This is a genomic window from Streptomyces gilvus (assembly GCF_022513565.1).
Lineage (GTDB): Bacteria > Actinomycetota > Actinomycetes > Streptomycetales > Streptomycetaceae > Streptomyces > Streptomyces gilvus.
Window position 1 is genome coordinate 282,488 of record NZ_JAKWBE010000001.1, and the last position, 26,403, is coordinate 308,890.

The window sequence follows — 26,403 nt, forward strand, 5'->3', positions numbered from 1 at the left end:
GTGAACATCACAAGAGTTCTGCCGTACGGCGTCGCGGCGGCCCTGGCGCTGCCGCTCGCCGGTCTCGGCCAGGGCACAGCGCTGGCCGCCACCGACTACCAGGCCGAGGACGCGACGATCTCCCAGGGCGCCGTCGCCACCAACCACACCGGGTACACCGGCACCGGCTTCGTCGACTACACCAACGTCAAGGGCTCCTACGTGGAGTTCACGGTGAGCGCGGCCTCGGCCGGCACCTCCGCCCTCACCCTGCGCTACGCCAACGGGACCTCCACCGACCGGCCGATGGACATCTCCGTCAACGGCACGGTCGTCGCCTCCGGGGTGTCCTTCCCGGCCACCGCCGACTGGAACACCTGGGTCACCAAGACCGTCGACCTCCCGCTGACCGCGGGCACCGACAAGATCCGGGCCACCGCCACCACCGCCAACGGCGGCCCCAACCTCGACCGCGTCAGCCTCGACGCGGCCGCCGACACCCAGGCCCCGACCCGCCCCGGACAGCCCAGCTGCTCGGACATCGGCGAGGACGCGCTGACCCTGGCCTGGGGCGCGTCCACGGACAACGTGGGAGTGAGCGCGTACGACATCTACGAGCACGGCAACAAGATCAGTGAGGCGCCGGGGAGTTCGACCTCCAAGGCGTTGACCGGGCTCACCCCGAACACCGACTACAACCTCACGGTGATCGCCCGTGACGCGGCCGGCAACACCTCGTCCGCCAGCCCGGTCGTCGACTGCACCACCAGGCCCAGCTCCGACACCACCCCGCCGAGCAAGCCGGGCACCCTGTCCGCGAGCAACGTCACCGCCAACAGCGCCGACCTCAAGTGGGGCGCCTCGACCGACGACAAGGCGGTCGTCGCCTACGACGTGCGCAGCGACACCACCGTCTACGACACGGTCACCAGCGGCACCTCGACCACGCTCACCGGGCTCGCCTGCAACAGCCCCTACAGCCTGAACGTCGTCGCCCGGGACGCGGCCGGCAACGTCTCCGAGGCGAGCAACACCGTCACCTTCACCACGAAGGCGTGCGCCACCGACGGCGGCGTCCCCTCCTCCATCGCCACGCTCTCCAGCGGCTGGACCATCCCCTGGGGCACCTACTGGATGCCCGACGGCAAGACCGCCCTGGTCACCGAACGGGACGACTTCAAGGTCTGGAAGGTCACCAAGGACGGCGCCAGGACGCAGGTCGGCACCGTCCCGAACGCCGTCACCACCAACGGCGAGGGCGGACTGCTCGGCGTCGCCGTCGACCCCAAGTGGGACACCAACCACTACGTCTACTTCATGCACACCGCCTCCGAGGGCAACCGGGTCGTGCGCATGACGTACGACGGCACCCAGCTCAGCGACTACAAGATCCTGCTCCAGGGCATCAAGAAGAACCGTTACCACAACGGCGGACGGCTCCTGTTCGGCCCCGACGGCTACCTCTACGTCTCCACCGGCGAGGCCCAGACGCCCGACCTGGCGCAGGACAAGAACTCCCTCAACGGCAAGATCCTGCGCATGACGACCGACGGCAAACCGGCCCCCGGCAACCCGTTCGGCACCTACGTCTACAGCCTCGGCCACCGCAACCCGCAGGGCCTCGCCTTCGACCGCAACGGCCGGTTGTGGGAGGCGGAGTTCGGCAACAGCTCCAAGGACGAGCTGAACCTGATCAAGCCGGGCGCCAACTACGGCTGGCCGACCTGTGAGGGCACCTGCAGCGTGGCCGGGATGACCAACCCCAAGGCCACCTGGAACGTCTCGGAGGCGTCCCCGAGCGGTATCGCCATCGTGCGCAACGTCGTCTACATGGCGTCCCTGCGCGGCGAACGGCTGTGGCGCATCCCGATCAACGGCGACAACGAGAGCGTGGGCACGCCGACCGCGTACTACGTGGGCACCTACGGCCGGCTGCGGACGGTCACCAAGGTTCCCGGCGCCGACCAGCTGTGGCTGTCGACCACCAACTGCGACAACAACGGCAACCAGCCCGACGGATCGGACAAGATCTTCCGGGTGAACATCAGCTAGTCACGCCTGGTAGAGCGCCTCGACCTCGTTGGCGTAGGCGTTCTCGATGGCCTTGCGCTTCAGCTTCAGCGAGGGGGTCAGCAGACCGTGCTCCTCGGTGAAGGGCTGGGCCAGGATACGGAACGTGCGGATCGACTCGGCCTGTGAGACCAGGGTGTTGGCGGCGACCACCGCCCGGCGCACCTCGGTCTCCAGGTCCGGGTCGCGCACCAGTTGCTGCGGCGGCATCTGCGGTTTGCCGCGCATCGTCAGCCAGTGCTCCACTGCCTCGTGGTCGAGGGTGACGAGCGCGGCGATGTACGGCCGGTCGTTGCCGACGACGATGCACTGGCTGACCAGCGGATGGTCGCGCACCCGCTCCTCCAGCACCCCGGGGGAGACGCTCTTGCCGCCGGAGGTCACCAGGATCTCCTTCTTGCGGCCGGTGATGGTGAGATAGCCGTCGTCGTCGAGGGAGCCCAGGTCGCCGGTGGCGAGCCAGCCGTCGTGCAGGGTCTCGTCGGTGGCCTTCTGGTTGTTGAGGTAGCCCTGGAAGACGTTCGCGCCGTGCAGCCAGATCTCGCCGTCGTCCGCGATGTGCACCGTCATGCCGGGGATGGGCTGGCCGACCGTGCCGTAGCGGGTGCGGTCGGGCGGGTTGGCGGTCGCGGCGGCCGTCGACTCGGTCAGGCCGTAGCCCTCGTAGACCGGCACGCCCGCGCCCGCGAAGAACAGACCGAGCCGCCGGTCCATCGCCGAACCGCCGGACATGGCGTTGCGGATGCGGCCGCCCATCGCGGCCCGCACCTTGGAGTAGACGAGCTTGTCGAAGAGCTGGTGCTGCATCCTCAGGCCCGCCGAGGGGCCCGGTCCGATGCCCCAGGCCTTCGCCTCGACGGCGTCGGCGTACTTCACCGCGATGTCGACCGCCTTCTCGAACGGCCCCGCCTTGCCCTCCTTCTCCGCCTTGCGCCGGGCCGAGTTGAACACCTTCTCGAAGATGTACGGCACCGCGAGGATGAAGGTCGGCTTGAACGCCTGCAGGTCCGGCAGCAGGGCGGCGGCGTTGAGCTGCGGCTGGTGGCCGAAGCGGACCCCGCCGCGGATCGCCGCGACCTCGACCATGCGGCCGAAGACGTGCGCGAGCGGCAGGAAGAGCAGCGTGGCCGCCTCGTCGCCCTTCTTGGAGTGGAACACCGGCTCCCACCGCTCGACCACGGTGTCCGCCTCGTACATGAAGTTGCCGTGGGTGATCACACAGCCCTTGGGGCGGCCGGTGGTGCCGGAGGTGTAGATGATCGTCGCGGTCGACTCGGGGGTGACGGCCTGCCGGTGGCGGTGCACCACGTCGTCCTCGATGTGCGCGCCCGCGTCGTACAGCTCCTGCACGGCGTCGGTGTCCAGCTGCCACAGCTGGTGCAGCCGCGGCAGCCGGTCGATGACGGTGGCGATCGTCATCGCGTGGTCCTCGTGCTCCACGATCGCCGCCGAGCACTCGGAGTCGTACAGCATCCAGAAGCACTGCTCGGCGGAGGACGTGGGGTAGACCGGCACCACCTGGGCGCCGATCGTCCACAGCGCGAAGTCGAACAGCGTCCACTCGTAGCGGGTGCGTGACATGATCGCGACGCGGTCGCCGAACCGGATGCCCCGGGCGAGCAGCCCCTTGGCGAGCGCCAGGACCTCGTCCCGGAACTCCGCCGAGGTCACGTCGCGCCACCGCCCCTGATCGTCCTTGCGGCCGAGCGCGATGTGCAGCGGGTCCTGCCGGGCACGCTCGAAGACGACGTCGGCCAGACCCCCTACCGGGGGTGCCAACGCCAACGGAGGGTTGGTGAACTCGCGCAAACCCACTCCCCGCTCCCTCGGCGCCGTGTTCGAGACTTCGCAAGCGCCGTGAAAGCTACCCCACCCGGGGGCGGGGCGGGAGGGGCGCCGAATCCGAACAACCCTCACGTACGCCCCGGTCACCGGCCGGAAAATAGCTCACATCAGGAAGGGTCGGACAGAAAACTGACGGTTGAGTAAGTTTCGGGCCCGTAATCTCCACTGAATCTGTACGACCTGCCTACGGCCTTTGACCGCAGGTCAATGGCGTCATCCGCGGTACGCCACCGCCTCTTCCCTCAGCGCCGCCGGGCCGGAATTCGTCACCCCGCCACGGCCCGGACGAGGGGCCCGGACCAGGACGACCACCTTCAGTCCCGCGGCGAACGCCGAGCGCGGCACGGCTCCGGGAAGGCTCCGCGCAGCGCCCCGGCCGCCCTGCGAGCCCGCCGCCGCAACAGCGAGCGGGGCCCGTCATGAGGCTCGACCAGCCGCCCGCGTGCGACAGCCCGGGCACCTTCCGCTCCGGGCAGTCCAGTCGCGCCCCCGCACGGTACTTCCAGCCTCCCCAGCGGAGCGCCTACGCGCTCCGGCGGCGCTGCAGGCGGTCGCCGCCCGCCAGGATCGTTGCCGCCAGGGCGTCCGCCGCGCTCTGGGACGGGCCCCGGTGGCGGCCGTGCATCAGGACGAAGTCCACCCGGCCCAGTTCCGGGAGGCCGAAGCGGTCGGGGAGCCGGACCAGGCCCGGGGGGACGAGGCCGCGGGAGTGGGCCATGACGCCGAGGCCCGCGCGGGCCGCCGCGATCAGGGCGCTCAGACTGCCGCTGGTGCAGGCGATGCGCCAGGGCCGGCCCTGACGCTCCAGGGACTCGAAGGCGACCGCCCGGGTGATGCCCGGCGGCGGGAAGACGATCAGCGGCACCGGGCGGTCCGGGTCGAGGCGGAGCCGTTCCGCGCCGATCCACACCAGCTCGTCGTGCCAGACCAGCTCACCGCGCGGGTCCTCGGGGCGGCGCTTGGCGAGGACCAGGTCGAGCCGGCCCGCCTCCAGCTGCTCGTGGAGGGTGCCCGAGAGCTCGACGGTCAGCTCCAGGTCCACCTCGGGGTGGTCGTGCCGGAAGCCCTCCAGGATCTCCGGGAGCCGGGTCAGGACGAAGTCCTCCGAGGCGCCGAAGCGGAGCCGGCCGCGCAGCCGGGTCCCGGTGAAGAAGGCCGTCGCCTGCTCGTGGACCTCCAGGATCCGCCGGGCGAAGCCCAGCATCGCCTCGCCGTCCTCCGTCAGCTCCACGGAGTGCGTGTCGCGCGAGAACAGCTGCCGCCCGGTCGCGTCCTCGAGCCGCCGTACGTGCTGGCTCACCGTCGACTGCCGCAGCCCGAGCCGGCGCGCGGCCTGCGTGAAACTCAGGGTCTGCGCGACCGCCAGGAAGGTACGCAGGTGGGAGGGGTCGTACATGGGCACAACGGTAGCCGGTCATCGCGATCGGCGATGACAGTCAGAGCGGTATGACGGATTCCCGATCGGCCGGAGGAGGAGGACGATGAACGGGGGGTACTCCGTGCCCCGGACAGAGCACCAGAACCTCGTAACAGCGGCAAGCAACGACAAGCAACGACAAGCAAGTGGAGCACCGTGAAACGCCTGCGATGGCCGAGTTGGCTGCCGATCGACCCGTACATCCTGCTGCTGCTCGGGACGGTGGGCCTCGCGGCCCTGGTGCCGGCGCGCGGGACGGGGGCCGACGTGGCCTCGGGCGCCTCCACGGCCGCGATCGCCTTCCTCTTCTTCCTCTACGGCGCACGGCTGTCCACCCGTGAGGCGCTGGACGGGCTCAGGCACTGGCGGCTGCACGGCACGGTCCTCGCCTGCACGTTCGTGATCTTCCCGCTGCTCGGTCTCGCCGCCCGCGGCCTGGTCCCGGTCCTGCTGACCCACCCGCTCTACCAGGGCCTGCTCTTCCTCACCCTGGTCCCCTCGACCATCCAGTCCTCCATCGCCTTCACGTCGATCGCCCGCGGCAACGTGCCCGCCGCGATCTGCGCGGGCTCCTTCTCCTCCCTGGTCGGCATCGTCGTCACCCCGCTGCTGGCCGCCGCCCTGCTGGGCAGCAGCGCCGGCGGGTTCTCGGCCGACTCGCTCGTCCAGATCGTGCTGCAACTGCTGGTGCCGTTCGTCGCCGGGCAGCTGCTGCGGCGCTGGATCGGCGGCTTCGTCGCCCGGCACAAGAAGGTGCTCGGCCTGGTCGACCGCGGCTCGATCCTGCTCGTCGTCTACACCGCGTTCAGCGAGGGCATGGTCCAGGGCATCTGGCACCAGGTCAGCCCCGTCCGGCTGGGCGGCCTGCTGGTCGTCGAGGCGGTGCTGCTCGCCGTGATGCTGGCCCTCACCTGGTACGGCGGCAGGGCGCTGCGCTTCGACCGGGAGGACCGCATCGCGATCCAGTTCGCCGGTTCCAAGAAGTCCCTCGCCTCCGGACTGCCCATGGCGAGCGTGCTGTTCGGGGCGCACGCCTCGCTGGCGGTGCTGCCGTTGATGCTCTTCCACCAGATGCAGCTGATGGTGTGCGCGGTGATCGCCAAGCGCCGCTCGCACGATCCCGAGGCCGCCGAGGGCGAGGGTGCCGAGGGCGAGGTCACCGCGTCCGGGTCAGCCGGACCGTCACGAACCGCGGTCGGTACAGGGACACGTTCGCGTTGATGCTCGCCGAGGCGCCGGTCGTCTCCAGCCAGTTGACGTCGTAGCTGAGCACGAGCCGCCCGTCGCGGCTCAGTTCGGGGTGCGCCTGCGGGTTGTACGCGGCCACCCCGGACGCCGGCAGGGAGGGGCTGAAGTCCTTCGCCGGGCCGTGCCAGGGACCGGTGGGGGAGCAGGCCCAGTAGGAGGTCACGCTGGTCAGCCCGGCGGCGCCCGCGGCCATCGTGAACAGGACGTACGTACCGCCCGTGCGCAGGACCGAGAACGCGCTGCCGACCTGCGCGCCTGCCAGCGGTCTCGGCGCCGCGCCCCAGCCCGACCCGTCCCAGTACCGCCAGGCCGACGCCTCCCCGAGCCGGCCCTTCGGCACCCGGGCCACGTACGCCGAGGACGACGGCCGGGAGGCGGCCCGGCCGTCGTCGCCGCCGAACACGTACGTCCACTCGCCCCGCTCGACGAGGGTCGTGCCGAACAGGATCCGGCGGGAGGGGTCGGGGACCAGGCTCTGGTCGAGCACCTTCGCCAGCGACTCGACCCGCAGGCCGGGCAGTGACAGCGTGGCGACCTCGGTGGCGGTCGGCACGCCGTAGATCCACGGCGACTGCCCGGTCGTGCGCACCCACAGCAGCACCCGCACGACCTTCTCGGACGATCCGGGGGAGCGTGGTTCCACGCGGGCCGCGACCGGCCAACGCCACTGGTCCTGGGCGGGGTCCGCGAAGAGCGGGGCGGGCAGCGTGCCGCGCAGCCGGCCCCCCGCGTCCATCACCACGGCCGAGTTGCGCACCAGGGGCGCGGCGGTGTCCCGCCAGGCGGAGGACTCGCCGACCGGGTTGGGCGGGCCGTGCACCTGGCCGAGATAGGTGTCCGAGAACAGCCACAGCACCCGTCCGTCGGGCAGCCGCACCGAGTGGGTGCCGTCGCCGCCGGTCCAGTCGTCGGTGCGGGTGGCGTCGTCGCCGTAGCGGGCGAACTCACCGGTGAGCCGGTCGTCCTTCGACCATGAGGTGACTGTGTGCGGCGCGCACCCGCCGCCCTCCCGGCCGTCGTCGTCGGGCAGGGCGGTGAGCAGCACGGCCCCGAGAACCAGGGCCAGCAGCAGGCCGAGGCCGGTTCCCGTCCGCTGTCGTGCTCGTCGCTCGTCGGGCACCCAGGGGACGTTAGTGGCTGCCGACGGCACGGTCCATGGGCCCTCGGTTTCAGGGCCGCAGCACCACCTTGCCCAGATTGCCCCGTGACTCGACCACCGCGTGCGCCTTCGCCGCGTCCTCGAGCGCGAACTCCCCGTGCACGACGGGCTTCACCGCGCCCTCCGCGTGCAGCCACCACAGCTCCCGCCGCCACCGCTCGTACACCTCCGGCTTCCCGCGGGCGATCCGGGCCATCTGGAAGCCGATCACGGACTTGGCGCCCACGAGCAGGTCGAACGCCCGCACGGTCCCGCCGCCCGAGCTGTACGCCACCAGCCGCCCGCCCGGGGCCAGCGCCGCGATCGCCGGGGTCAGCAGCTCGCCGCCCACCGCGTCCAGGACGTAGTCGACGGGTTCGCCCCAGCCGTCGGCCTCGTAGACGGTCACCTCGTCGGCGCCGAGCGACCGTACGAAACCGGCCTTCCCCGGGTCCGACACCGCGCCCACCACCCGCGCGGCGCCCCGCAGCCGCGCGAGCTGGACGGCCAGGTGTCCGACGCCGCTCGCCGCCGCCGTGACCAGGGCCGCCTCGCCCGGCTCGGGGCGGGCCGCCTCCAGGGCGCCGAGGGCGACCAGGCCGCTGCGGACCAGGGCGACCGCGTCGACGACGGACCCGGTGTCCGGGACGGGCGAGGCCATGGCCTCGTGCAGCAGCGCGAAGTCGGCGTAGCCGTGCCCGAAGCACAGGCCGGTCACCCGGTCTCCGGCGCCGAAGCGGGTGACGCCCTCGCCGGCCGCCACCACCTCCCCGGCTGTCTCGCCGCCCAGCGGAACGGGCTCGGCGGCCTCGGTGACCTTGCGGACGACCGGGAGTGTGACGCCGACGGCCTCGCAGCGGACGAGGAGCTCACCGGGGCCGGGCGCCGGGACGGGGGTCTCCTCCACGAACAGGGGGCCGCCGGTGGACTCGTAGCGGACGCGCCGCATCACACCTCCAGGATCGCGCGGAATCGTTGGGAGTCCCAACGGTATCGCGCATTCATGGGGAACTCCAACGAGTTTTGGCTAGGCTGCCGTCATGTCCGAAACCCCGCTCGCCGCGATCCGCTCCCTGCCCAGCTGGCTGCTCGGCCGTGCGGCCGCCCGTGGACGCGCCCTGGTGGCCGAGGCGCTGGCGGCGGAGGGGTTGAAGATGTGGCACCACGTGGTGCTCTCCGCCGTCCGTGACCTCGCCCCGGTCGCCCAGGCCGACCTCGGTCGGAGCGTCCAGCTCGATCCGAAGGACCTGGTCGGCGTCCTGAACGACCTCCAGGCGGCGGGGCTGGTCGTCCGCGAACCGGATCCCGCGGACCGCCGCAAGAACGCGGTGTCTCTCACCGCTGAGGGCGCGCGGTCGCTGGCGCGCAGCGAGACGGCGGCGTGCGCCGCCAACGACGAACTGCTCGCCCCGCTCTCGGCGGCCGAACGTGACCGGTTCATGAAGATGTTGATCCGCATTTCCGGTACTACGGAGGGCTGACGGCGGATAACGTTCCGTCATGACCGCACCCCTCGCCCTCGATCCCGCGCGCAGCGCCCTCGTCCTGGTCGATCTGATGGACCGGATCGTCGCGCTGCCCCTGGAGCCCCGCAAGGGCCCCGAAGTCCTGTCCACCGCCGAGGAGTTGGCGGCCGTCTTCCGCTCGGCGGGTGCGACCGTCGTCCTGGTCCGCGTCGAACGTCCCGGCGTCGCCGAACAGCCGCCCGGCAGCGGCCTGGTGGCGGACCTGGCCGGGGACGGCGACGTCGAGATCGTGAAGCGCACCATCGGCGCCTTCCAGGGCACGGACCTGGACGCCGTGCTGCGCGAGCGGGGCGTCACCACCCTGGTCCTCGGCGGGATCGCCACCAACCTCGGCGTCGAGTCCACCGCCCGCGCGGCCGGCGACCTCGGCTACGACCTGGTCTTCGTCGAGGATGCCATGTCGGCCTTCACGGCCGCCGAACACGACGCGTCGGTACGCCTGGACTTCCCGAGACTGGGGACGGTGGTACGGGCGGCGGAGGTGCGGTTCGTCGCCGGCTGACCCGTCTCCGGTGCTCACTGCCGGGCGGTCCTGAAATGCCGAACAGCCGGCTTCGCAGACGGCAACGGCACCAAGCGCCCCGGAGGCGAACGGAGCAGAGTGTCGGCGGGGCCCCCGCGGCGCAGGGGGCGCTCCCCGCCGGGTGGGGCCCCGCCGCCGTGTCGCGGGGAGCCGGTCAGGCCTGGGCGGCCGCGGTCCGCAGGGCGAGCCGGTGTTCGCCCGCGTACACGTTCATGGAGCTGCCCCGCAGGAAGCCCACCAGCGTCAGGCCGGTCTCGGCGGCCAGGTCGACGGCCAGCGAGGACGGCGCGGACACCGCGGCCAGCACCGGGATCCCGGCCATGACCGCCTTCTGCGCCAGCTCGAAGGAGGCCCGCCCGGAGACGAGCAGGACCGTGCGGGACAGGGGCAGGCTCCCGCTCTGCAGGGCGCGGCCGACCAGCTTGTCGACCGCGTTGTGCCGGCCCACGTCCTCCCGCACGTCCAGCAGCTCGCCGTCCTCGGTGAACAGGGCCGCCGCGTGCAGACCCCCGGTCCGGTCGAAGACCCGCTGCGCCGCTCGGAGCCGGTCGGGGAGGGCCGCGAGCAGTTCGGGGTCGAGGCGGACCGGGGGAGTGTCGGACATCGGCCAGCGGGCCGTCGTGCGCACCGCGTCGAGGCTCGCCTTGCCGCACAGACCGCAGGACGAGGTCGTGTAGACGTTCCGTTCGAGGGTGATGTCGGGGATCGCCACGTCCGGCGCCGTCCGCACGTCGACCACGTTGTACGTGTTCGAGCCGTCGACCGTGGCGCCCGCGCAGTACACGATGTTCTGCAGGTCCGCCTGCTCGGCGAGCACGCCCTCGCTGACCAGGAAGCCCGCCGCCAGCGCGAAGTCGTCGCCCGGGGTGCGCATGGTGATCGCGAGCGGTTTGCCGTTCAGCCGGATCTCCAGCGGCTCCTCGGCGACCAGGGTGTCGGGGCGCGAGGAGACGGCCCCGTCCCGGATGCGGATCACCTTGCGTCGTTCCGTGACTCGTCCCATGTGTGCCTCAGTCCCGGTTCTGTACGTGCTGGTAGCCGAAGCGGCCCTTGATGCAGAGATTGCCGTGGGTCACCGGGTTGTCGTGCGGCGAGGTGACCTTCACGATCTCATTGTCCTGCACGTGGAGCGTGAGGTTGCAGCCCACTCCGCAGTACGCGCACACCGTGGTCGTCTCCGTCTGTTTCGTCTCGTCCCACGTACCCGCCGCACGCATGTCGAACTCCGACTTGAACGACAGCGCTCCCGTCGGGCACACCTCGACGCAGTTCCCGCAGTACACACAGGCCGAGTCGGTCAGCGGGGCGTCCTGCTCGACGGCGATCCGGGCGTCGAAGCCGCGGCCGGCGACGGAGATCGCGAAGGTGTTCTGCCACTGGTCGCCGCAGGCGTCGACGCACTTGTAGCACAGGATGCACTTGTCGTAGTCGCGCACGTACAGATCGTTGTCGACCCGCGGTTCCTCGCCGAGGCGGGCCGCCTCGGGGCCGAACCGGTCCGGCTTCGCCTCGTACTCCTTGATCCATCCGGCGACCCGCGGCGTTGTCGACAGGTCGACCGAGGAGGCCAGCAGTTCGAGGACGACCTTGCGGCTGTGCCGGGCGCGCTCGGTGTCCGTGCGCACGACCATCCCGGGCTCGGCCGTGCGTGAGCAGGCCGGTACCAGGGTCCGGGAGCCCTCGACCTCGACCACGCACACCCGGCAGGCGTTCTTGGGCCGCAGGGTGTCGCCCTGGCACAGGGTCGGCACGTCCTTCCCGGCCGCCCGGCACGCGTCGAGGACGGTCGAGCCCTCCGGGACCCGGACCTCCTGGCCGTCGAGGGTGAACTCCAGCAGCCGGCGCGGAATCCCCAGCGGTGTCACGGTCATTCGTACGCTCCCAGACGGTCGATGGCGGATTCCACGGCGTTCCACGCGGTCTGGCCCAGACCGCAGATCGAGGCGTCCCGCAGAGCGCGCCCGACCTCCCTGAGCAGTGCGATGTCGTCGGCCGCGGCCGCCCCCGTGCGCTCCACGATCCGGTGCAGCGCCTCCTCCTGCCGTACCGTCCCCACCCGGCACGGCACGCACTGCCCGCAGGACTCGTCCCGGAAGAACTCGGCGATCCGCAGCAGCAGCCGGGGCAGCGGCACGGTGCCGTCGAAGGCCATGACGACGCCCGAGCCGAGCGTGGTGCCTGCTTCCCGGGTGCCTTCGAAGGTGAGCGGGATGTCCAGTTCGTCGGGCCGTACGAAACCGCCCGCTGCTCCGCCCAGGAGGACGGCCCTGAGGCCCGGACGCACCCCGGCCAGCTCCAGGACCTCACCCAGCGTCGCGCCGAACGGCAGCTCGTAGACGCCGGGCCGCTCCACGCTGCCGCAGACGCAGAACAGCTTGGGTCCGGTGGACTTCGCGGTGCCGATCGCCGCGTAGGCCGGGGCGCCCATGGTCAGGATCGGCAGCACGTTGACCAGCGTCTCGACGTTGTTCTCCACCGTCGGCTTGCCGAACAGGCCCTTCTCCACCGGGAAGGGCGGCTTGGAGCGCGGTTCCCCCCGGTAGCCCTCGATGGAGTTGAACAGGGCCGTCTCCTCGCCGCAGATGTAGGCGCCCGCACCGCGCCGGATCTCGATGTCGAAGGCGTAGCCCTGGCCGAGGACGTCGTCACCGAGGAAGCCACGCGCGCGTGCCCGCGCGATCGCGTGCTCAAGGCGGCGCAGGGCGCGCGGGTACTCGCCCCGCAGATAGACGTATCCCCGGTGCGCGCCGGTCGCGTACGCGGCGATCGTCATGGCCTCCACCAGCGCGTACGGGTCGCCCTCCAGGAGCACGCGGTCCTTGAAGGTGCCCGGCTCCGATTCGTCGGCGTTGCAGACCAGGTAGTGGGGGTGGTCGGGCTGCGACGCCGTGGCCTGCCACTTGCGGCCGGTGGGGAAGGCGGCGCCGCCCCGCCCGACCAGGCCGGAGTCGGTCACCTCGCGGATCACCCCGGCGGGACCGAGCTCGAAGGCGCGGCGCAGGGCGGTGTAGCCGCCGTGGGCGCGGTAGTCGTCGAGGGAGGACGGGTCGACCACCCCCACCCTGCCGAGCAGGACGAGCTCCGGGTCCCCGGCCTGCGGCGCCGCCGTCGCCGCGGGCGGCTCCTCGGGCGCCGAGTCGGGGGCGGTCGCGGCGAGGACGGCCTCCCGCACGGTCGCCGGCGCCGACACCGCCGTACGCACCGGATCGCCCGCCCTGACGGCGAGTGCGGCCGGGGCGCGTTCGCACAGGCCGAGGCAGGGGCCGCGCTGCACGCAGACACCGGGACCGAGCCGTGCCTCGACCCCGGCGCACAGGTCGGCCGCGCCCGCCGCCGTGCACGCGAGGTCCGTGCAGACGTGGAGCACGGTCGCGGGGCGGGGCCGGAGCGAGAACATCGCGTAGAAGGTGGCGACCCCGTACGCCTCCGCCGGCGGCACGGTCAGCCGCCGGCACAGGTAGTCGAGGCCGCCCTCGCTGATCCAGCCGATCCGGTCGTTGAGGGCGTGCAGCCCCGGCAGCAGCAGGTCGCGGCGGTCCCGGGCCTCGCGGCCGCCGCGGGCCCACCTGAGGTCGGCGTCGGACCGGTCGGCGCCCTCCCAGGAGGACTCCGGAGGGCCCAACAGGGCGTCCACGGCGGCCCGTTCGTCGTCCGTCGGCTTGCTGTCGCCGAAGTGCAGATCCATCAGGTCACCTCACGATGGTCGCGACGGGGAGCTTCTCGATCCGGATCGCCGACGCCTTGAACTCCGCCGTCCCGGCGATCGGGCAGTTGGCCTCGATCGTCAGCTGGTTGGTGTCCACCTCGTCGGGAAAGTGCATGGTCATGAACGCGAGCCCGGGGCGCAGTGCCGGATCGACCCAGACGGGAGCCGTCACCGCACCCCGCCGCGAGGACACCCGCACCTCCTCGCCGACCACGACCCCGTAGTGCTCGGCGTCCTCCGGGGACAGTTCGACGTACTCGCCGCGCCGCAGCGGGGAGGCGTAGCCCCCGCTCTGCACACCGGTGTTGTAGGAGTCGAGACGGCGCCCGGTGGTGAGCCGGATCGGGTACTCCTCGTCGGTGAGGTCGACCGGCGGATCGTGCCGCACGATCCCGAAGGGCGCCGGCATCCCACGCCTGGCCGGATCCTTCTCCCACAACCGGCCGTGCAGATAGGTCGGTTCGAGCTCCTCGGTGCTCGGGCACGGCCACTGGATGCCCTGGTGCTCCTCCAGACGCTCGTACGTCATCCCGTAGTGGTCCGGGGAGACGGAGCGCAGCTCGTTCCAGACGGCCTCCGAGTCGGCGTACTTCCAGTCGTGGCCCAGGCGTGCGGCCAGCTCGCAGATGATGTCGACGTCCTCGCGGGCCTCGCCGGGCGGGGTGACCGCTCGCCGGACCCGCTGGACCCGCCGCTCGCTGTTGGTGGTCGTGCCCTCGGTCTCCGCCCAGCCGGCCGTGGCGGGCAGGACGACGTCCGCGAGCTCGGCCGTCTTGGTCAGGAAGATGTCCTGGACGAGGAGGAAGTCGAGCTGCCGCAGACGCCGTACGGCCTGCTCGCTGTCGGCCTCCGACTGCGCCGGGTTCTCCCCGACGCAGTACACGGCCCGCAGCGAGCCCTCCTCCATCGCCTCGAACATCTCGGTGAGGTTCAGCCCGTAGTGGGGCTCGATGACCGTGTCCCACGCCGACTCGAACTTCAGTCGCGTGTCCGCGTCGAGGATGTCCTGGAACCCCGGCAGCCGGTTGGGGATGGCGCCCATGTCGCCGCCGCCCTGCACGTTGTTCTGACCGCGCAGCGGCTGCAACCCGGCGCCGTAGCGGCCCACTTGGCCTGTCAGCAGGGAGAGGTTGATGAGCGCGCGGACGTTGTCGGTGCCGTTGTGGTGCTCGGTGATGCCGAGGGTCCAGCACAGCTGGGCGCGCTCGGCGCGGGCGTAGGCGTGCGCCAACTCCCGTATCGCGCGGGCCGGTACGCCCGTCACCTTCTCGGCGAGCGACAGCGTCCACGGCTCGACCAGCGCCCGGTACTCCTCGAAGCCGGTCGTCGCCCGCTCGATGAACGCCTCGTTGGCGAGGCCCGCGTGGATGATCTCCCGGCCGATCGCGTGCGCCATCGGGATGTCCGTGCCGACGTTCAGCCCGAGCCAGCTCTCCGCCCACTCGGCGGTGGAGGTGCGGCGCGGATCGACCGCGTACATCCGCGCGCCGTTCCTGATGCCCTTCAGCACGTGCTGGAAGAAGATCGGGTGCGCGAAGCGGGCGTTGGAGCCCCACATCACGATGACGTCCGTGTGCTCGATCTCCTCGTACGACGACGTCCCGCCGCCGGAGCCGAAAGCGGCGGATAGCCCGGCGACGCTCGGGGCGTGACAGGTCCGGTTGCAGGAGTCGACGTTGTTGGTGCCCATGACGACCCGGGCGAACTTCTGCGCGACGTAGTTCATCTCGTTGGTGGCGCGGGCGCAGGAGAACATGCCGAACACGCCGCGGTTGCCCTGCAGGCCGCGGGCCGCCCGGTCCAGGGCCTCCTCCCAGCTCGCCCGCCGGAACGGCTCGTCACGGGAGTCCCGCACCAGGGGGTGGGTGAGGCGGGTGTAGGTCTTCGGCTGACGCTTCCTCATGCGGCGCTCCTCAGCGCGAGCAGGTCCGAGATGGCGTGCACGGTGCGCAGGGTCGGCACCTCCACACCGGTGATCTCCGCCAGCTCGACGACGGCGGCGAGGAGCACGTCGAGTTCGAGCGGCTTGCCGCGCTCCAGGTCCTGGAGCGTGGAGGTGCGGTGGTCGCCGACGCGTTCGGCGCCGGCCAGCCGGCGTTCGATGGAGACGCCGACCTCGCAGCCGAGGGCCTCGGCGACCGCGAGCGTCTCGGCCATCATGGTCTCGATGACCTTGCGGGTGCCGCCGTGCCGGCACATCTGCCGCATGGTGGCCCGGGCCAGCGCGCTGATCGGGTTGAACGAGATGTTGCCCAGCAGCTTGAGCCAGATGTCGTTGCGCAGGTCGGGTTCGACAGGGCACTTCAGGCCGCCGGCGACCATGGCCTCGCTGAAGTCGAGGCAGCGTTTGGACACGCTGCGGTCGGGCTCGCCGACGGAGAACCGGGTGCCTTCCAAGTGCCGTACGACTCCTGGTCCTTCGAGCTCGGTGGCCGCGTAGACGACACAGCCGACGGCCCGTTCGGGCGCGAGCACCGCACTGACCGCGCCGCCCGGGTCCACGCTCTCGACGCGGTGGCCGTCGTAGGGGCCGCCGTGCCGGTGGAAGTACCACCAGGGGATGCCGTTCTGGGCGGCGACCACCGTGGTGGTGTCGTGCAGAAGGGGCTCGATGAGCGGCCCGCACGCCGCGTACGAGGTGGCCTTCAGACCCAGGAAGACATGGTCGACCGGGCCGATCTCGGCCGGGTCGTCGGTGGCGTGGGCGTGCGCGGTGAAGTCCCCGCGCGGGCTGAGCACCCGTACTCCGTGCCGCCGCATGGCCGCCAGGTTCGGCCCACGGGCCACGAGATGCACGTCGGCGCCGGCGCGGTGGAGCGCGGCACCGACGTAGGCGCCGATCGCACCGGCGCCGAGGACTGCGACTTTCATGACGAGACAGCTCCGTTCGGTCGAGGGATACCGAGGAGAGGGCCGCACTGTCGAAATGTGTCGACCGAATATTGTCTACAGTATGGAAGTTGGGGGGACAAGACGTCGCGCAGCACCGGGGACACCGGTGCCGGGAGGGCCGGCGACCGTTCGTCGTCCGCCGCCGACCGTTCGTCGCCCCGTGCATACCGCTCATCGCACACCGTCGACGCATTGCCCTCCCGTACCTTCCCAACTCCGGTACGGATTCCTAGGGTTCGGGATCATGAGCCCCCCTGTAGCGCCGCCCGGCTGGAGCCGCTGGCTCGTCCCCCCGGCCGCCCTCTCCGTCCATCTCTCCATCGGCCAGGCCTACGCCTGGAGCGTCTTCAAGCCGCCGCTCGAATCCGCGCTGAACCTCGACGGCACCGAGAGCGCGCTGCCGTTCCAGTTCGCCATCGTGATGCTCGGTCTGTCGGCCGCGTTCGGCGGCACCCTCGTCGAGCGCAAAGGACCGCGCTGGGCGATGACCGTGGCGCTGGTCTGCTTCTCCTGCGGCCTGCTGCTGTCCGCGCTCGGCGCGGAGACCAAGCAGTTCTGGCTGATCGTCCTCGGCTACGGCGTGGTCGGCGGCGTCGGCCTCGGCATCGGCTACATCTCACCCGTGTCGACATTGATCAAGTGGTTTCCGGACCGGCCCGGCATGGCCACCGGCATCGCCATCATGGGCTTCGGCGGCGGCGCGCTGATCGCCTCGCCCTGGTCGGCGCAGATGCTGTCCTCCTTCGGCACCGACAACTCCGGAATCGCGCTGGCGTTCCTGGTGCTCGGGCTGTCGTACGCCGTCTTCATGTCGCTCGGTGTGCTGCTGGTGCGGGTGCCGCGCACGGAGAAGCCAGTCGAGAGCGCGCCCAGCGCCTTCGAGGGCGTGCAGGTCTCGGCGGCGAGCGCGGTGCGCACCCCGCAGTTCTGGTGCCTGTGGCTCGTGCTGTGCATGAACGTGACGGCGGGCATCGGCATCCTGGAGAAGGCCGCCCCGATGATCACGGACTTCTTCGCGAACAGCTCGGCCGCCGTGTCGGCGTCCGCCGCCGCCGGTTTCGTCGCCTTGCTGTCCGCCGCCAACATGGCGGGCCGCATCGGCTGGTCGTCCACCTCCGACCTGATCGGCCGCAAGAACATCTACCGCGTGTACCTGGGCGTCGGTGCCGTGATGTACGCGCTCATCGCCCTGTTCGGCGACTCCTCCAAGCCGCTGTTCGTGCTGTGCGCGCTGGTCATCCTCTCCTTCTACGGCGGCGGCTTCGCGACCATCCCCGCCTACCTCAAGGACCTTTTCGGCGCCTACCAGGTCGGCGCGATCCACGGCCGGCTGCTCACCGCCTGGTCCACGGCCGGTGTGCTCGGACCGCTGATCGTCAACTGGATCGCCGACCACCAGAAGGACGCCGGCAAGACCGGCTCGTCCCTCTACACCGTGTCCTTCGTCATCATGATCGGCCTGCTCGTCGTCGGCTTCGTCGCCAACGAACTCGTCCGGCCGGTCGACCCCCGTCACCACGTCCCCGCCCCGAGAAAGGCCGCCGATGTCGGAGCACGACAGCAGCCAGAGTCCGCCTGACCGGCGCCCGCTGATCGCCTTCGCCTGGCTGTGGGTGGGCGCGCCGCTCGTCTACGGCGTCTACGAACTCGTGGAGAAGGCGACGAAGCTGTTCACCGGGTGACTGTTCGGCAGGTGTTCGGGCGTCCGAGGGCCTGACAGAAGCCCACAACCCGGACGCCCGTTTCCTGTCGCCTCGGCTGCCGCCGTACTCGTCGGTCACTGATCAGACTGGTGGATCCCGCTACCCGAAGCAGTCACGAGGGGGATCCACCCATGAACGGCTCGCGCATCGCCGCCGTCGGCCACTACCAGCCCGCCAAGGTGCTCACCAACGAGGACCTGGCGGGCATGGTGGACACCAGCGACGAGTGGATCAGGTCCCGGGTGGGGATCCGTACCCGGCACATCGCCGGGCCCGACGAGCCGGTCGACGAACTCGCCGCGCACGCCGCCGCGAAGGCGCTCGCGGCGGCGGGCCTCACGCCCGGCGACATCGACCTGGTGCTCGTCGCCACCTCCACCGCCGTCGACCGCTCGCCCAACATGGCCGCCAGGGTCGCCGCCCGGCTCGGCATCCCCTCGCCCGCCGCGATGGACGTCAACGTGGTCTGCGCCGGGTTCACCCACGCCCTGGCCACCGCCGACCACGCGGTGCGCGCCGGCGCCTCGGCGCGCGCCCTGGTCATCGGCGCCGACAAGATGTCCGACGTGACCGACTGGAGCGACCGCACCACCTGTGTGCTCGTCGGCGACGGGGCGGGGGCCGCCGTGGTCGAGGCCGCCGACCGTCCGCTGATCGGGCCGGTGCTGTGGGGCTCGGTGCCCGAGATGGGGCACGCGGTACGGATCGAGGGGACGCCGGCCCGGTTCGCGCAGGAGGGGCAGAGCGTCTACCGCTGGGCCACCACCCAGCTGCCGTCCATCGCCCGCAAGGCCTGCGAACGAGCCGGGCTCGTCCCCGAGGAACTCGCCGGGGTCGTCCTGCACCAGGCCAACCTGCGCATCATCGAGCCCCTCGCCGAGAAGATCGGTGCCGTGAACGCCGTCGTCGCGCGGGACGTCACCGAGTCCGGGAACACCTCCGCGGCGAGCATCCCCCTCGCCCTGTCCAAGCTGGTCGAACAGGGCGCGATCTCCACCGGAGACCCGGTCCTGCTCTTCGGCTTCGGCGGGAACCTGTCGTACGCCGGACAGGTCGTCCGCTGCCCGTGAGCGCGGAGGCGCCGAACAGCCGTGTGACGAGGTCGACTCACCGGCCCCCTGGCGGTTGTGCGCCGTAGACTGTAGACGAAAGACAATCGATACTGGCTTTCCGGCTGCAGTTGCCCCGCGCTGCCCAGGAGGGGGACCGACCGATGTTGTCGACAGGACTGCCGCAGGGCGCGGTGCCCAAGCTCGAACGGCCCGGCCCGCTGCGCGACCGCGTCTACGAGGCGTTGCTCGAACTCATCACCACCCGCGCCCTCCAGCCCGGCCAGCACCTGGTCGAGAGCGAACTCGCCGGTCACCTCGGCGTGTCCCGGCAGCCGGTGCGGGAGGCGCTGCAGCGCCTGAACACCGAGGGCTGGGTCGATCTGCGGCCCGCCCAGGGCGCGTTCGTGCACGAGCCGACGGAGGAGGAGGCCGACCAGCTGCTCACCGTCCGCACGCTGCTGGAGGCCGAGGCCGCCCGGCTGGCCGCCGCCAACGCGGGCAGCGCCGGCATCGCGGTCCTTCAGGAGCTGTGCGCCGAGGGCGAGAAGGCGGTCGCCGCCGACGACGTGGACGGCGCGGTGGCGATGAACGCCCGCTTCCACGCCAAGATCATGGATCTCGCCGGCAACGCGGTCCTCGCCGAACTGGCCGCCCAGGTCGACCGCCGGGTGCGCTGGTACTACACGCCGATCGCCCGCCAGCGCGGCCGGCAGTCCTGGATCGAGCACCGCGAGCTGATCGCCGCGATCTCGGACCGGGACGAACAGCGGGCCACCCGGCTGATGCGCGACCACACGGAGCACACCCGGCGGTCGTACCACGAGCGCGAGGAGTCCTGACCCCGCGCGGGCAGGCCGTACCGGCCCTGACTCCACGGGTCGTAAGGGCCGCGCCGGCCTGACATCACATCCTTCTTTGTCCTGTGAGTGGAGAAAGTTGTAGCGAATTCGCGCACAGCTTCTTCTCAGGTTGGGTGTTCCTTGCTACGTTCCCCTCGAAAGCCGGAACACTGGCGGCCGATTGAGGCGGGGAGGGGCTCGTGAGACGCATGACGGCACGACCCGCGAACGCCCATCAGGCCAAGCTGCTCAAGCTGTTGCGCGACGCGGGACCCAACTCCCGTGCACAGCTGGGCGATCAGGTCGACCTCTCACGGTCCAAACTGGCCGTGGAGGTGGACCGACTGCTGGAGACGGGCCTGGTCGTGGCCGACGGACTCGCCGCCTCGCGCGGCGGCCGCCGCTCCCACAACGTCCGGCTCAATCCGGAACTGCGCTTCCTCGGCGTCGACATCGGCGCGACCTCGGTCGACGTCGCCGTCACCAACGCCGAGCTGGAGGTCCTCGGCCACCTCAACCAGCCGATGGACGTCCGCGAGGGCCCGGTCGCGGTCTTCGAGCAAGTCCTGTCCATGGCCGCGAAGTTGAGGGCCTCGGGGCTCGCGGAGGGGTGCGACGGCGCCGGCATCGGCGTCCCGGGACCGGTCCGCTTCCCCGAGGGCGTCCCGGTGGCTCCGCCGATCATGCCGGGCTGGGACGGCTTCCCCGTACGGGAGGCGCTCAGCCAGGAACTCGGCTGCCCGGTCATGGTCGACAACGACGTGAACCTCATGGCGATGGGGGAGATGCACGCGGGCGTCGCACGCTCCGTGGGCGACTTCCTCTGCGTCAAGATCGGCACCGGCATCGGCTGCGGCATCGTCGTCGGCGGTGAGGTCCACCGCGGGGTGACGGGCAGCGCGGGCGACATCGGGCACATCCAGGCCGTGCCCGACGGACGTCCGTGCGCCTGCGGCAACCGGGGCTGTCTGGAAGCCCACTTCAGCGGGGCGGCCCTCGCCCGGGACGCCGTGGAGGCGGCCGAGCAGGGGCTGTCGGAGGAACTCGCCTCGCGCCTCGCGGCGCACGGCACCCTCACCGCGGTGGACGTCGCCGCCGCGGCCGCCGCCGGTGACGCCACCGCCCTCGATCTGATCCGCGAGGGCGGCAACCGCACCGGCCAGGTCATCGCCGGCCTGGTCTCCTTCTTCAACCCGGGCCTGGTGGTGATCGGCGGCGGGGTGACCGGCCTCGGCCACACCCTGCTCGCCGCGATCCGCACCCAGGTCTACCGTCAGTCGCTGCCGCTCGCGACGGGCAACCTGCCCATCGTGCTCGGGGAGTTGGGCCAGAACGCCGGAGTCATCGGCGCGGCCCGCCTCATCAGCGACCATCTGTTCTCACCCGCGTAAGCGCACACTCCAGTACGGCTCACGTGTACGGCGGTCTGCTCCGCCGTGCCCCGAACCCACCTGTCCGCAGGCGCGCCGACCGAGCCTGCCCGCCCACACCCTGCAACCGGCCCGCACGCCCGCCAAGGGGATCCGCATGGCACCAGAACCACCGCTGCTCAGCATGTCCGGCATCACCAAGTCCTTCCCCGGAGTCCGGGCCCTCGACGGCGTCGACCTCGACGTCCAGGCCGGTGAGGTGCACTGTCTGCTCGGCCAGAACGGGGCCGGCAAGTCCACCCTGATCAAGGTCCTGTCCGGCGCCCACCAGCCCGACACCGGCACCATCGGCTGGCGCGGCGAACCGGTCACCCTCCGCTCGCCCATCGCCGCCATGCGCCTCGGCATCGCCACCATCTACCAGGAACTCGACCTGGTGGAGCACCTGTCGGTCGCCGAGAACGTCCACCTCGGCCACGAGCCGACGACGGCCGGTTTCGTCGTCCGGGCACGGGCGGCGAAGGCGTCGACCGCCGCTCTGCTGAGGCGACTCGGGCACCCGGAGATCGACCCGGCCCGGCTGGTGGGGGAGCTGTCGGCGGCCCAGCAGCAGATCGTGTCCATGGCCCGGGCGCTCTCCCACGACGTACGGCTCATCGTGATGGACGAGCCGTCCGCCGCCCTCGACCCCGACGAGGTCGACAACCTCTTCCGCATCGTCGGCGACCTGACCGCCGAGGGAGTCGCCGTCGTCCACATCTCCCACCGGCTGGAGGAGATCCGCCGCATCGGCGACCGGGTGACCGTGCTGAAGGACGGACGTGCGGTGGCCCGAGGGCTGCCCGCGAAGTCGACGCCGACCCGTGAGGTGGTCGCGCTGATGACGGGCCGCAACGTCGAGTACGTCTTCCCCGAGCGGCCCGCCCCTGTGCCGGACTCGGCCCCGGTGCTGGAGGTCCAAGGGCTCGCGCGGGAAGGGGAGTTCGCGCCCCTGGACCTCGAGGTGCGGGCCGGTGAGATCGTCGGCCTCGCGGGACTCGTCGGCTCCGGACGCTCGGAGATCCTGGAGACGATCTACGGCGCCCGCAGGCCCACCGCCGGTCAGGTCCGGGTGGACGGACGGGTGTTGCGGCCCGGGAGCGTACGCGCCGCGGTCCGGGCCGGCCTCGGGCTCGCTCCCGAGGAACGCAAGGCGCAGGCCCTGCTGATGCTGGAGTCCGTCACCCGCAATGTCTCCGTCTCCTCCATGTCCCGCTTCTCGCGCGCCGGCTGGATCGACCGGGGTGCCGAACGGGGGGCGGCGCGGGCGGCGACACGCGAGCTGTCGCTGCGGCCCGACAACCCCTCCGTGCCCGTGCGCACCCTCTCCGGCGGCAACCAGCAAAAGGCCGTCCTGGCCCGCTGGCTGCTGCGCGGCTGCCGTGTCCTGCTGCTCGACGAGCCGACCCGGGGCGTCGACGTCGGCGCCCGCGCAGAGCTGTACGCGGTCGTCCGGCGCCTGGCCGACGAGGGCCTCGCCGTCCTGCTGGTCTCCAGCGAGGTGCCCGAGGTGCTCGGCCTCGCCGACCGCGTCCTGGTGCTGCGCGAGGGACACGTCGTCCACACGGCCCCCGCCCGGGAGCTCGACGAACACCGCGTACTCGACCTCGTCATGGAAGGAAGCCCGGCGTCATGACGCAGCACGCCTCCCCGCCACGGGACAACACCGACAAGGTGCCGACGACCGGCCAAGTCCCGGTCTGGCGCGGCCTGTTCGCCCGCGCCGACGTCCGCACCCTCTCCCTCCTCGGTGTCCTCGCGGCCCTGGTCCTGATCGGCGGCATCACCAAGCCCGACGAGTTCCTCGACACCCGCAACCTCCAGCTCGTCCTCACCCAGGCCTCCGTCATCGGCGTCGTCACCGTCGGCATGACCTTCGTCATCACCTCCGGCGGCATCGACCTGTCGGTCGGCGCGATCGTCGCCCTGGCGTCGGTGTGGGCGACGACGGTCGCCACCCAGGACTACGGCTTCGCCGGGGTCCTGTTCACGGCGGTGATCGTCGGCGTGGGCTGCGGCCTGGTGAACGGCCTGCTCATCGCGTACGGCAACATGGTCCCCTTCATCGCCACCCTCGCCATGCTCGCCTCGGCCCGCGGCCTGGCCCTGCAGATCACCGACGGCCGCACCCAGATCGTCACCATCGACGGCATCCTCAAGCTCGGCGAGCGCGACTCCTACGTGCTCGGCGTCCCGCCGCTGGTCCTGGTCTTCGCGGTCGTGACGGTCATCGGCTGGCTGATCCTGAACCGCACCACCTTCGGACGCCGCACGGTCGCCGTCGGCGGCAACGCGGAAGCCGCCCGGCTCGCCGGCATCGACGTCCGACGTCAGCGGCTGTACCTGTACCTGCTGTCCGGGCTGTGCTGCGGCATCGCCGCGTTCCTGCTCATCGTCCTGTCCGGCTCCGGCCAGAACACCAACGGCAACCTCTACGAGCTGGACGCCATCGCGGCCGCGATCATCGGCGGAACGCTGCTGAGCGGGGGACGCGGGACCATCACCGGCTCGGTGCTCGGTGTCCTGATCTTCACGACGATCACCAACATCTTCGCCCTGAACAACCTGCAGAGCGACGTCCAGCAGATCGCCAAGGGGGCGATCATCGTCGCCGCGGTGCTGGTGCAGCGGCGTGGCGCGAGCACGTCCTGAGGTTCTGAGGTTCTGACGTTCTGAGTCTGAGGTCTGAGGTCTGAGGAAAGGTTTCAGTACTATGTCACATTCCACCGGTGGCAGTGCTATGTCACATACCACCAGCCGTAGAGGCCTCCTCTTCGGAGCCGCCGCCGTCTCCACCACCGCCCTCCTCACCGCTTGCACGAGCAACGAGAGCAAGGACGAGAAGACCGCGGCCGACAACCGGCCCGCCGCCGACGACAAGCCGGGCAAGCACGTCACCATCGGCTTCGCCGGACCCCAGGCCGACCACGGCTGGCTGAACGCCATCAACGACAACGCCGAGAGCCGCGCCAAGAAGTACTCCGACGTCACCCTGGAGATCACCGAGGGCTCCAACGACACCGCCGCGCAGATCGGCCAGATCGAGACGCTGATCAACAAGAAGGTCGACGTCCTGGTCGTGCTGCCCGCCGACGGCAAGGCCCTCACCCAGGTCGGCCTGAAGGCGATGCGCGCCGGCATCCCCGTCGTCAACCTGGACCGCATCTTCAACTCCCCGCAGGCGTACCGCTGCTGGATCGGCGGCGACAACTACGGCATGGGCCTCAACGCCGGCACCTACATCGGCGAGAAGCTGAAGGGGAAGTCGAACGCCAAGGTCGTCGAGCTGGCCGGACTGGACAACCTGGAGCTCACCAAACAGCGCAGCAAGGGCTTCGACGACGCCCTGAAGAACTACCCCAACATCAGGAAGGTGGCCCGCCAGGCCGCCGAGTTCACGGTCGAGTCCGGCCAGGCCAAGATGGCCCAACTCCTCCAAGCGCAGCCCAAGTTCGATGCGCTGTGGAACCACGACGACGACCAGGGCGTGGGCGCGCTGCGCGCCATCGAGCAGGCCGGGCGGGACGACTTCCTGATGGTCGGCGGCGCCGGAGCGCTCTCCGCCTTCCAGGCCATCAAGCAGGACAACGGCGTACTGAAGGCGACCGTCCTCTACCCGCCGACCATGGCCGCGTCCGCGATCGACCTGGCCCGGGCCCTCGGCCAGGGCAAGGGCGTGAGCGGCATGGCGGAGTTCGAGATCCCGGCGTCGATCACGCTCTACTCGGCCGTCGTCGACAAGGACAACGTCGACCAGTACATGCCCACCGGCTTCCGCTGACCGCCCCGCACCCCCCACGGCACAGCCACGAACAGGACGAGGACGAGGAGGACATCCGTATGGCACAGCCCCAGAAGTCGGACGGACCGGAGGCCGCGAAGCCGCCCCTGCGCGTCGGCATGGTCGGCTACGCCTTCATGGGCGCCGCCCACTCCCAGGGCTGGCGCACCGCGGGGCGCGTCTTCGACCTGCCGCTGCGGCCGGTCATGGCCGCGATCTGCGGGCGGGACGCGGCGGCCGTGCGGGCGGCGGCCGACCGGCACGGCTGGGCGACGGCCGAGACCGACTGGCGGGCCCTGATCGCACGCGACGACATCGACCTCGTCGACATCTGCACCCCCGGCGACAGCCACGCCGAGATCGCGCTCGCCGCCCTCACCGCCGGCAAGCACGTGCTGTGCGAGAAGCCTCTCGCGAACACCGTGGAGGAGGCCTCGGCGATGGCGGCGGCGGCCGAAGCCGCCCACGAGCGCGGTCAGTTGGCGATGGTCGGCTTCAACTACCGCCGGGTGCCGGCGACCGCCCTGGCCCGGCGGATGGTGGCCGAAGGGCGCCTCGGACAGTTGCGGCACGTCCGGGTGACGTACCTTCAGGACTGGCTCGTCGACCCGGAGTTCCCGCTCACCTGGCGGCTGCGCAGGGAACTGGCCGGCTCCGGCTCGCTCGGCGATCTCGGCGCGCACATCGTCGACCTCGCGCAGTACCTCGCGGGGGAGAGGCTGGCGGGGGTGTCCGCCCTGACGGAGACCTTCGTACGGGAGCGCCCGCTGCCCGTCGGCGCCACCAGCGGTCTGTCCGCCGTATCGTCCGCCGGCACCGGGCAGGTCACCGTCGACGACGCCGCCCTGTTCACCGGCCGCTTCGCCTCCGGCGCCCTCGCCTCCTTCGAGGCGACCCGCTACGCCACCGGCCGCAAGAACGCCCTGCGCATCGAACTCAACGGGGAGCGCGGCTCGCTCGCCTTCGACCTGGAGCGGCTCAACGAGCTGTCGTACCACGACGGCACGGAGCCGGGAACGCATGCCGGCTTCCGCCGCATCCTCGTCACCGAACCCGACCACCCCTACCTGGACGCCTGGTGGCCGCCGGGCCACGGCCTCGGCTACGAGCACACCTTCGTCCACCAGGCCCGCGACCTCGTCCACGCCGTCGCGGAGGGCCGCAGGCCCGAACCCTCCTTCGCCGACGGGCTGCAGGTGCAGCGCGTGCTGGCGGCGGTGGAGGAGAGCGCCGAGAAGAACTCCGTCTACACGCCCGTCGCCGTCTGAGGAGGTC

General features: G+C 71.3%; 22 protein-coding genes. 13 read left to right on the forward strand and 9 right to left on the reverse strand.

The window, feature by feature from the left end:
• A complete protein-coding gene (locus MKW14_RS01285; protein ID WP_240858215.1) occupies positions 1 to 2,031 on the forward strand; it encodes a PQQ-dependent sugar dehydrogenase in 2,031 nt (676 codons plus the stop codon).
• On the opposite strand, the gene MKW14_RS01290 is transcribed toward MKW14_RS01285, so the two are convergent.
• Entirely contained in the window at positions 2,032 to 3,858 is a 1,827-nt protein-coding gene (locus tag MKW14_RS01290) for an AMP-dependent synthetase/ligase (protein WP_240858907.1), read from the reverse strand.
• A gap of 559 nt (positions 3,859 to 4,417) precedes the next feature.
• Positions 4,418 to 5,290: a LysR substrate-binding domain-containing protein gene (locus tag MKW14_RS01295; protein WP_240858216.1), complete on the reverse strand. Its 873-nt coding sequence runs from the start codon at positions 5,288 to 5,290 to the stop codon at positions 4,418 to 4,420.
• 177 nt (positions 5,291 to 5,467) lie between these two features.
• Between MKW14_RS01295 and MKW14_RS01300 the strand changes: the two genes are divergently transcribed.
• Positions 5,468 to 6,532, forward strand: coding sequence for a bile acid:sodium symporter family protein (locus tag MKW14_RS01300; protein WP_240858217.1), 1,065 nt, complete (start codon positions 5,468 to 5,470; stop codon positions 6,530 to 6,532).
• Here MKW14_RS01300 and MKW14_RS01305 read toward each other — a convergent pair.
• Entirely contained in the window at positions 6,468 to 7,679 is a 1,212-nt protein-coding gene (locus tag MKW14_RS01305; protein ID WP_240858218.1) for a DUF5005 domain-containing protein, read from the reverse strand. The genes MKW14_RS01300 and MKW14_RS01305 overlap by 65 nt on opposite strands.
• A gap of 49 nt (positions 7,680 to 7,728) precedes the next feature.
• Complete coding sequence (locus MKW14_RS01310; protein WP_240858219.1) at positions 7,729 to 8,646, reverse strand: quinone oxidoreductase family protein; 918 nt, start codon at positions 8,644 to 8,646, stop codon at positions 7,729 to 7,731.
• Positions 8,647 to 8,737: 91 nt separating this feature from the next.
• Here MKW14_RS01310 and MKW14_RS01315 point away from each other — a divergent pair, with 91 nt between their 5' ends.
• Together MKW14_RS01315 and MKW14_RS01320 are read left to right on the forward strand one after the other, a co-directional pair.
• Complete coding sequence (locus MKW14_RS01315; RefSeq protein WP_240858221.1) at positions 8,738 to 9,178, forward strand: MarR family winged helix-turn-helix transcriptional regulator; 441 nt, start codon at positions 8,738 to 8,740, stop codon at positions 9,176 to 9,178.
• A 19-nt stretch (positions 9,179 to 9,197) separates the two neighbouring features.
• Positions 9,198 to 9,725: an isochorismatase family protein gene (locus MKW14_RS01320; RefSeq protein ID WP_240858222.1), complete on the forward strand. Its 528-nt coding sequence runs from the start codon at positions 9,198 to 9,200 to the stop codon at positions 9,723 to 9,725.
• A 175-nt stretch (positions 9,726 to 9,900) separates the two neighbouring features.
• On the opposite strand, the gene fdhD is transcribed toward MKW14_RS01320, so the two are convergent.
• Genes fdhD through MKW14_RS01345 form a run of 5 tightly spaced genes read right to left on the reverse strand, consistent with a single transcriptional unit; the run spans position 9,901 to position 16,323 of the window.
• Entirely contained in the window at positions 9,901 to 10,749 is an 849-nt protein-coding gene (fdhD, locus tag MKW14_RS01325) for a formate dehydrogenase accessory sulfurtransferase FdhD (RefSeq protein ID WP_240858223.1), read from the reverse strand.
• Between the two features lie 7 nt (positions 10,750 to 10,756).
• Positions 10,757 to 11,617: a 2Fe-2S iron-sulfur cluster-binding protein gene (locus tag MKW14_RS01330; protein WP_240858224.1), complete on the reverse strand. Its 861-nt coding sequence runs from the start codon at positions 11,615 to 11,617 to the stop codon at positions 10,757 to 10,759.
• Complete coding sequence (locus MKW14_RS01335) at positions 11,614 to 13,431, reverse strand: NADH-ubiquinone oxidoreductase-F iron-sulfur binding region domain-containing protein (RefSeq protein ID WP_240858225.1); 1,818 nt, start codon at positions 13,429 to 13,431, stop codon at positions 11,614 to 11,616. Before MKW14_RS01335 ends, MKW14_RS01330 begins: the two co-directional genes overlap by 4 nt.
• 4 nt (positions 13,432 to 13,435) lie before the next feature.
• Complete coding sequence (locus MKW14_RS01340) at positions 13,436 to 15,355, reverse strand: molybdopterin oxidoreductase family protein (RefSeq protein WP_240858227.1); 1,920 nt, start codon at positions 15,353 to 15,355, stop codon at positions 13,436 to 13,438.
• Positions 15,352 to 16,323, reverse strand: a complete 972-nt coding sequence (locus MKW14_RS01345) for a 2-dehydropantoate 2-reductase (RefSeq protein ID WP_240858228.1) — start codon at positions 16,321 to 16,323, stop codon at positions 15,352 to 15,354. Before MKW14_RS01345 ends, MKW14_RS01340 begins: the two co-directional genes overlap by 4 nt.
• Positions 16,324 to 16,588: 265 nt before the next feature.
• Between MKW14_RS01345 and MKW14_RS01350 the strand changes: the two genes are divergently transcribed.
• The 9 genes from MKW14_RS01350 to MKW14_RS01390 all read left to right on the forward strand — a co-directional run bounded on the left by MKW14_RS01350 (position 16,589) and on the right by MKW14_RS01390 (position 26,396).
• Positions 16,589 to 17,923 (forward strand): OFA family MFS transporter, encoded by a 1,335-nt coding sequence (locus MKW14_RS01350; RefSeq protein ID WP_240858229.1) that lies wholly within the window; start codon positions 16,589 to 16,591, stop codon positions 17,921 to 17,923.
• Positions 17,889 to 18,026, forward strand: coding sequence for an MFS transporter small subunit (locus MKW14_RS01355; RefSeq protein WP_208781035.1), 138 nt, complete (start codon positions 17,889 to 17,891; stop codon positions 18,024 to 18,026). Before MKW14_RS01350 ends, MKW14_RS01355 begins: the two co-directional genes overlap by 35 nt.
• Positions 18,027 to 18,178: 152 nt before the next feature.
• Positions 18,179 to 19,117 (forward strand): beta-ketoacyl-ACP synthase III, encoded by a 939-nt coding sequence (locus tag MKW14_RS01360; RefSeq protein ID WP_240858230.1) that lies wholly within the window; start codon positions 18,179 to 18,181, stop codon positions 19,115 to 19,117.
• Between the two features lie 143 nt (positions 19,118 to 19,260).
• Positions 19,261 to 19,938, forward strand: coding sequence for a GntR family transcriptional regulator (locus tag MKW14_RS01365; RefSeq protein WP_240858231.1), 678 nt, complete (start codon positions 19,261 to 19,263; stop codon positions 19,936 to 19,938).
• A 209-nt stretch (positions 19,939 to 20,147) separates the two neighbouring features.
• Positions 20,148 to 21,329: an ROK family transcriptional regulator gene (locus tag MKW14_RS01370; protein WP_240858232.1), complete on the forward strand. Its 1,182-nt coding sequence runs from the start codon at positions 20,148 to 20,150 to the stop codon at positions 21,327 to 21,329.
• Positions 21,330 to 21,465: 136 nt separating this feature from the next.
• The gene (locus MKW14_RS01375) at positions 21,466 to 22,983 is read left to right on the forward strand and encodes a sugar ABC transporter ATP-binding protein (protein WP_240858234.1); all 1,518 of its coding nucleotides are present in this window, start codon (positions 21,466 to 21,468) and stop codon (positions 22,981 to 22,983) included.
• On the forward strand, positions 22,980 to 23,999 hold the full coding sequence (locus MKW14_RS01380) for an ABC transporter permease (protein WP_240858235.1): 1,020 nt from the start codon (positions 22,980 to 22,982) through the stop codon (positions 23,997 to 23,999). The genes MKW14_RS01375 and MKW14_RS01380 overlap by 4 nt, the downstream gene beginning before the upstream one ends.
• An 88-nt stretch (positions 24,000 to 24,087) precedes the next feature.
• Complete coding sequence (locus MKW14_RS01385) at positions 24,088 to 25,128, forward strand: substrate-binding domain-containing protein (RefSeq protein ID WP_240858236.1); 1,041 nt, start codon at positions 24,088 to 24,090, stop codon at positions 25,126 to 25,128.
• 59 nt (positions 25,129 to 25,187) lie between these two features.
• Positions 25,188 to 26,396 (forward strand): Gfo/Idh/MocA family protein, encoded by a 1,209-nt coding sequence (locus MKW14_RS01390; protein ID WP_240858237.1) that lies wholly within the window; start codon positions 25,188 to 25,190, stop codon positions 26,394 to 26,396.
• Positions 26,397 to 26,403: the final 7 nt, after the last annotated feature.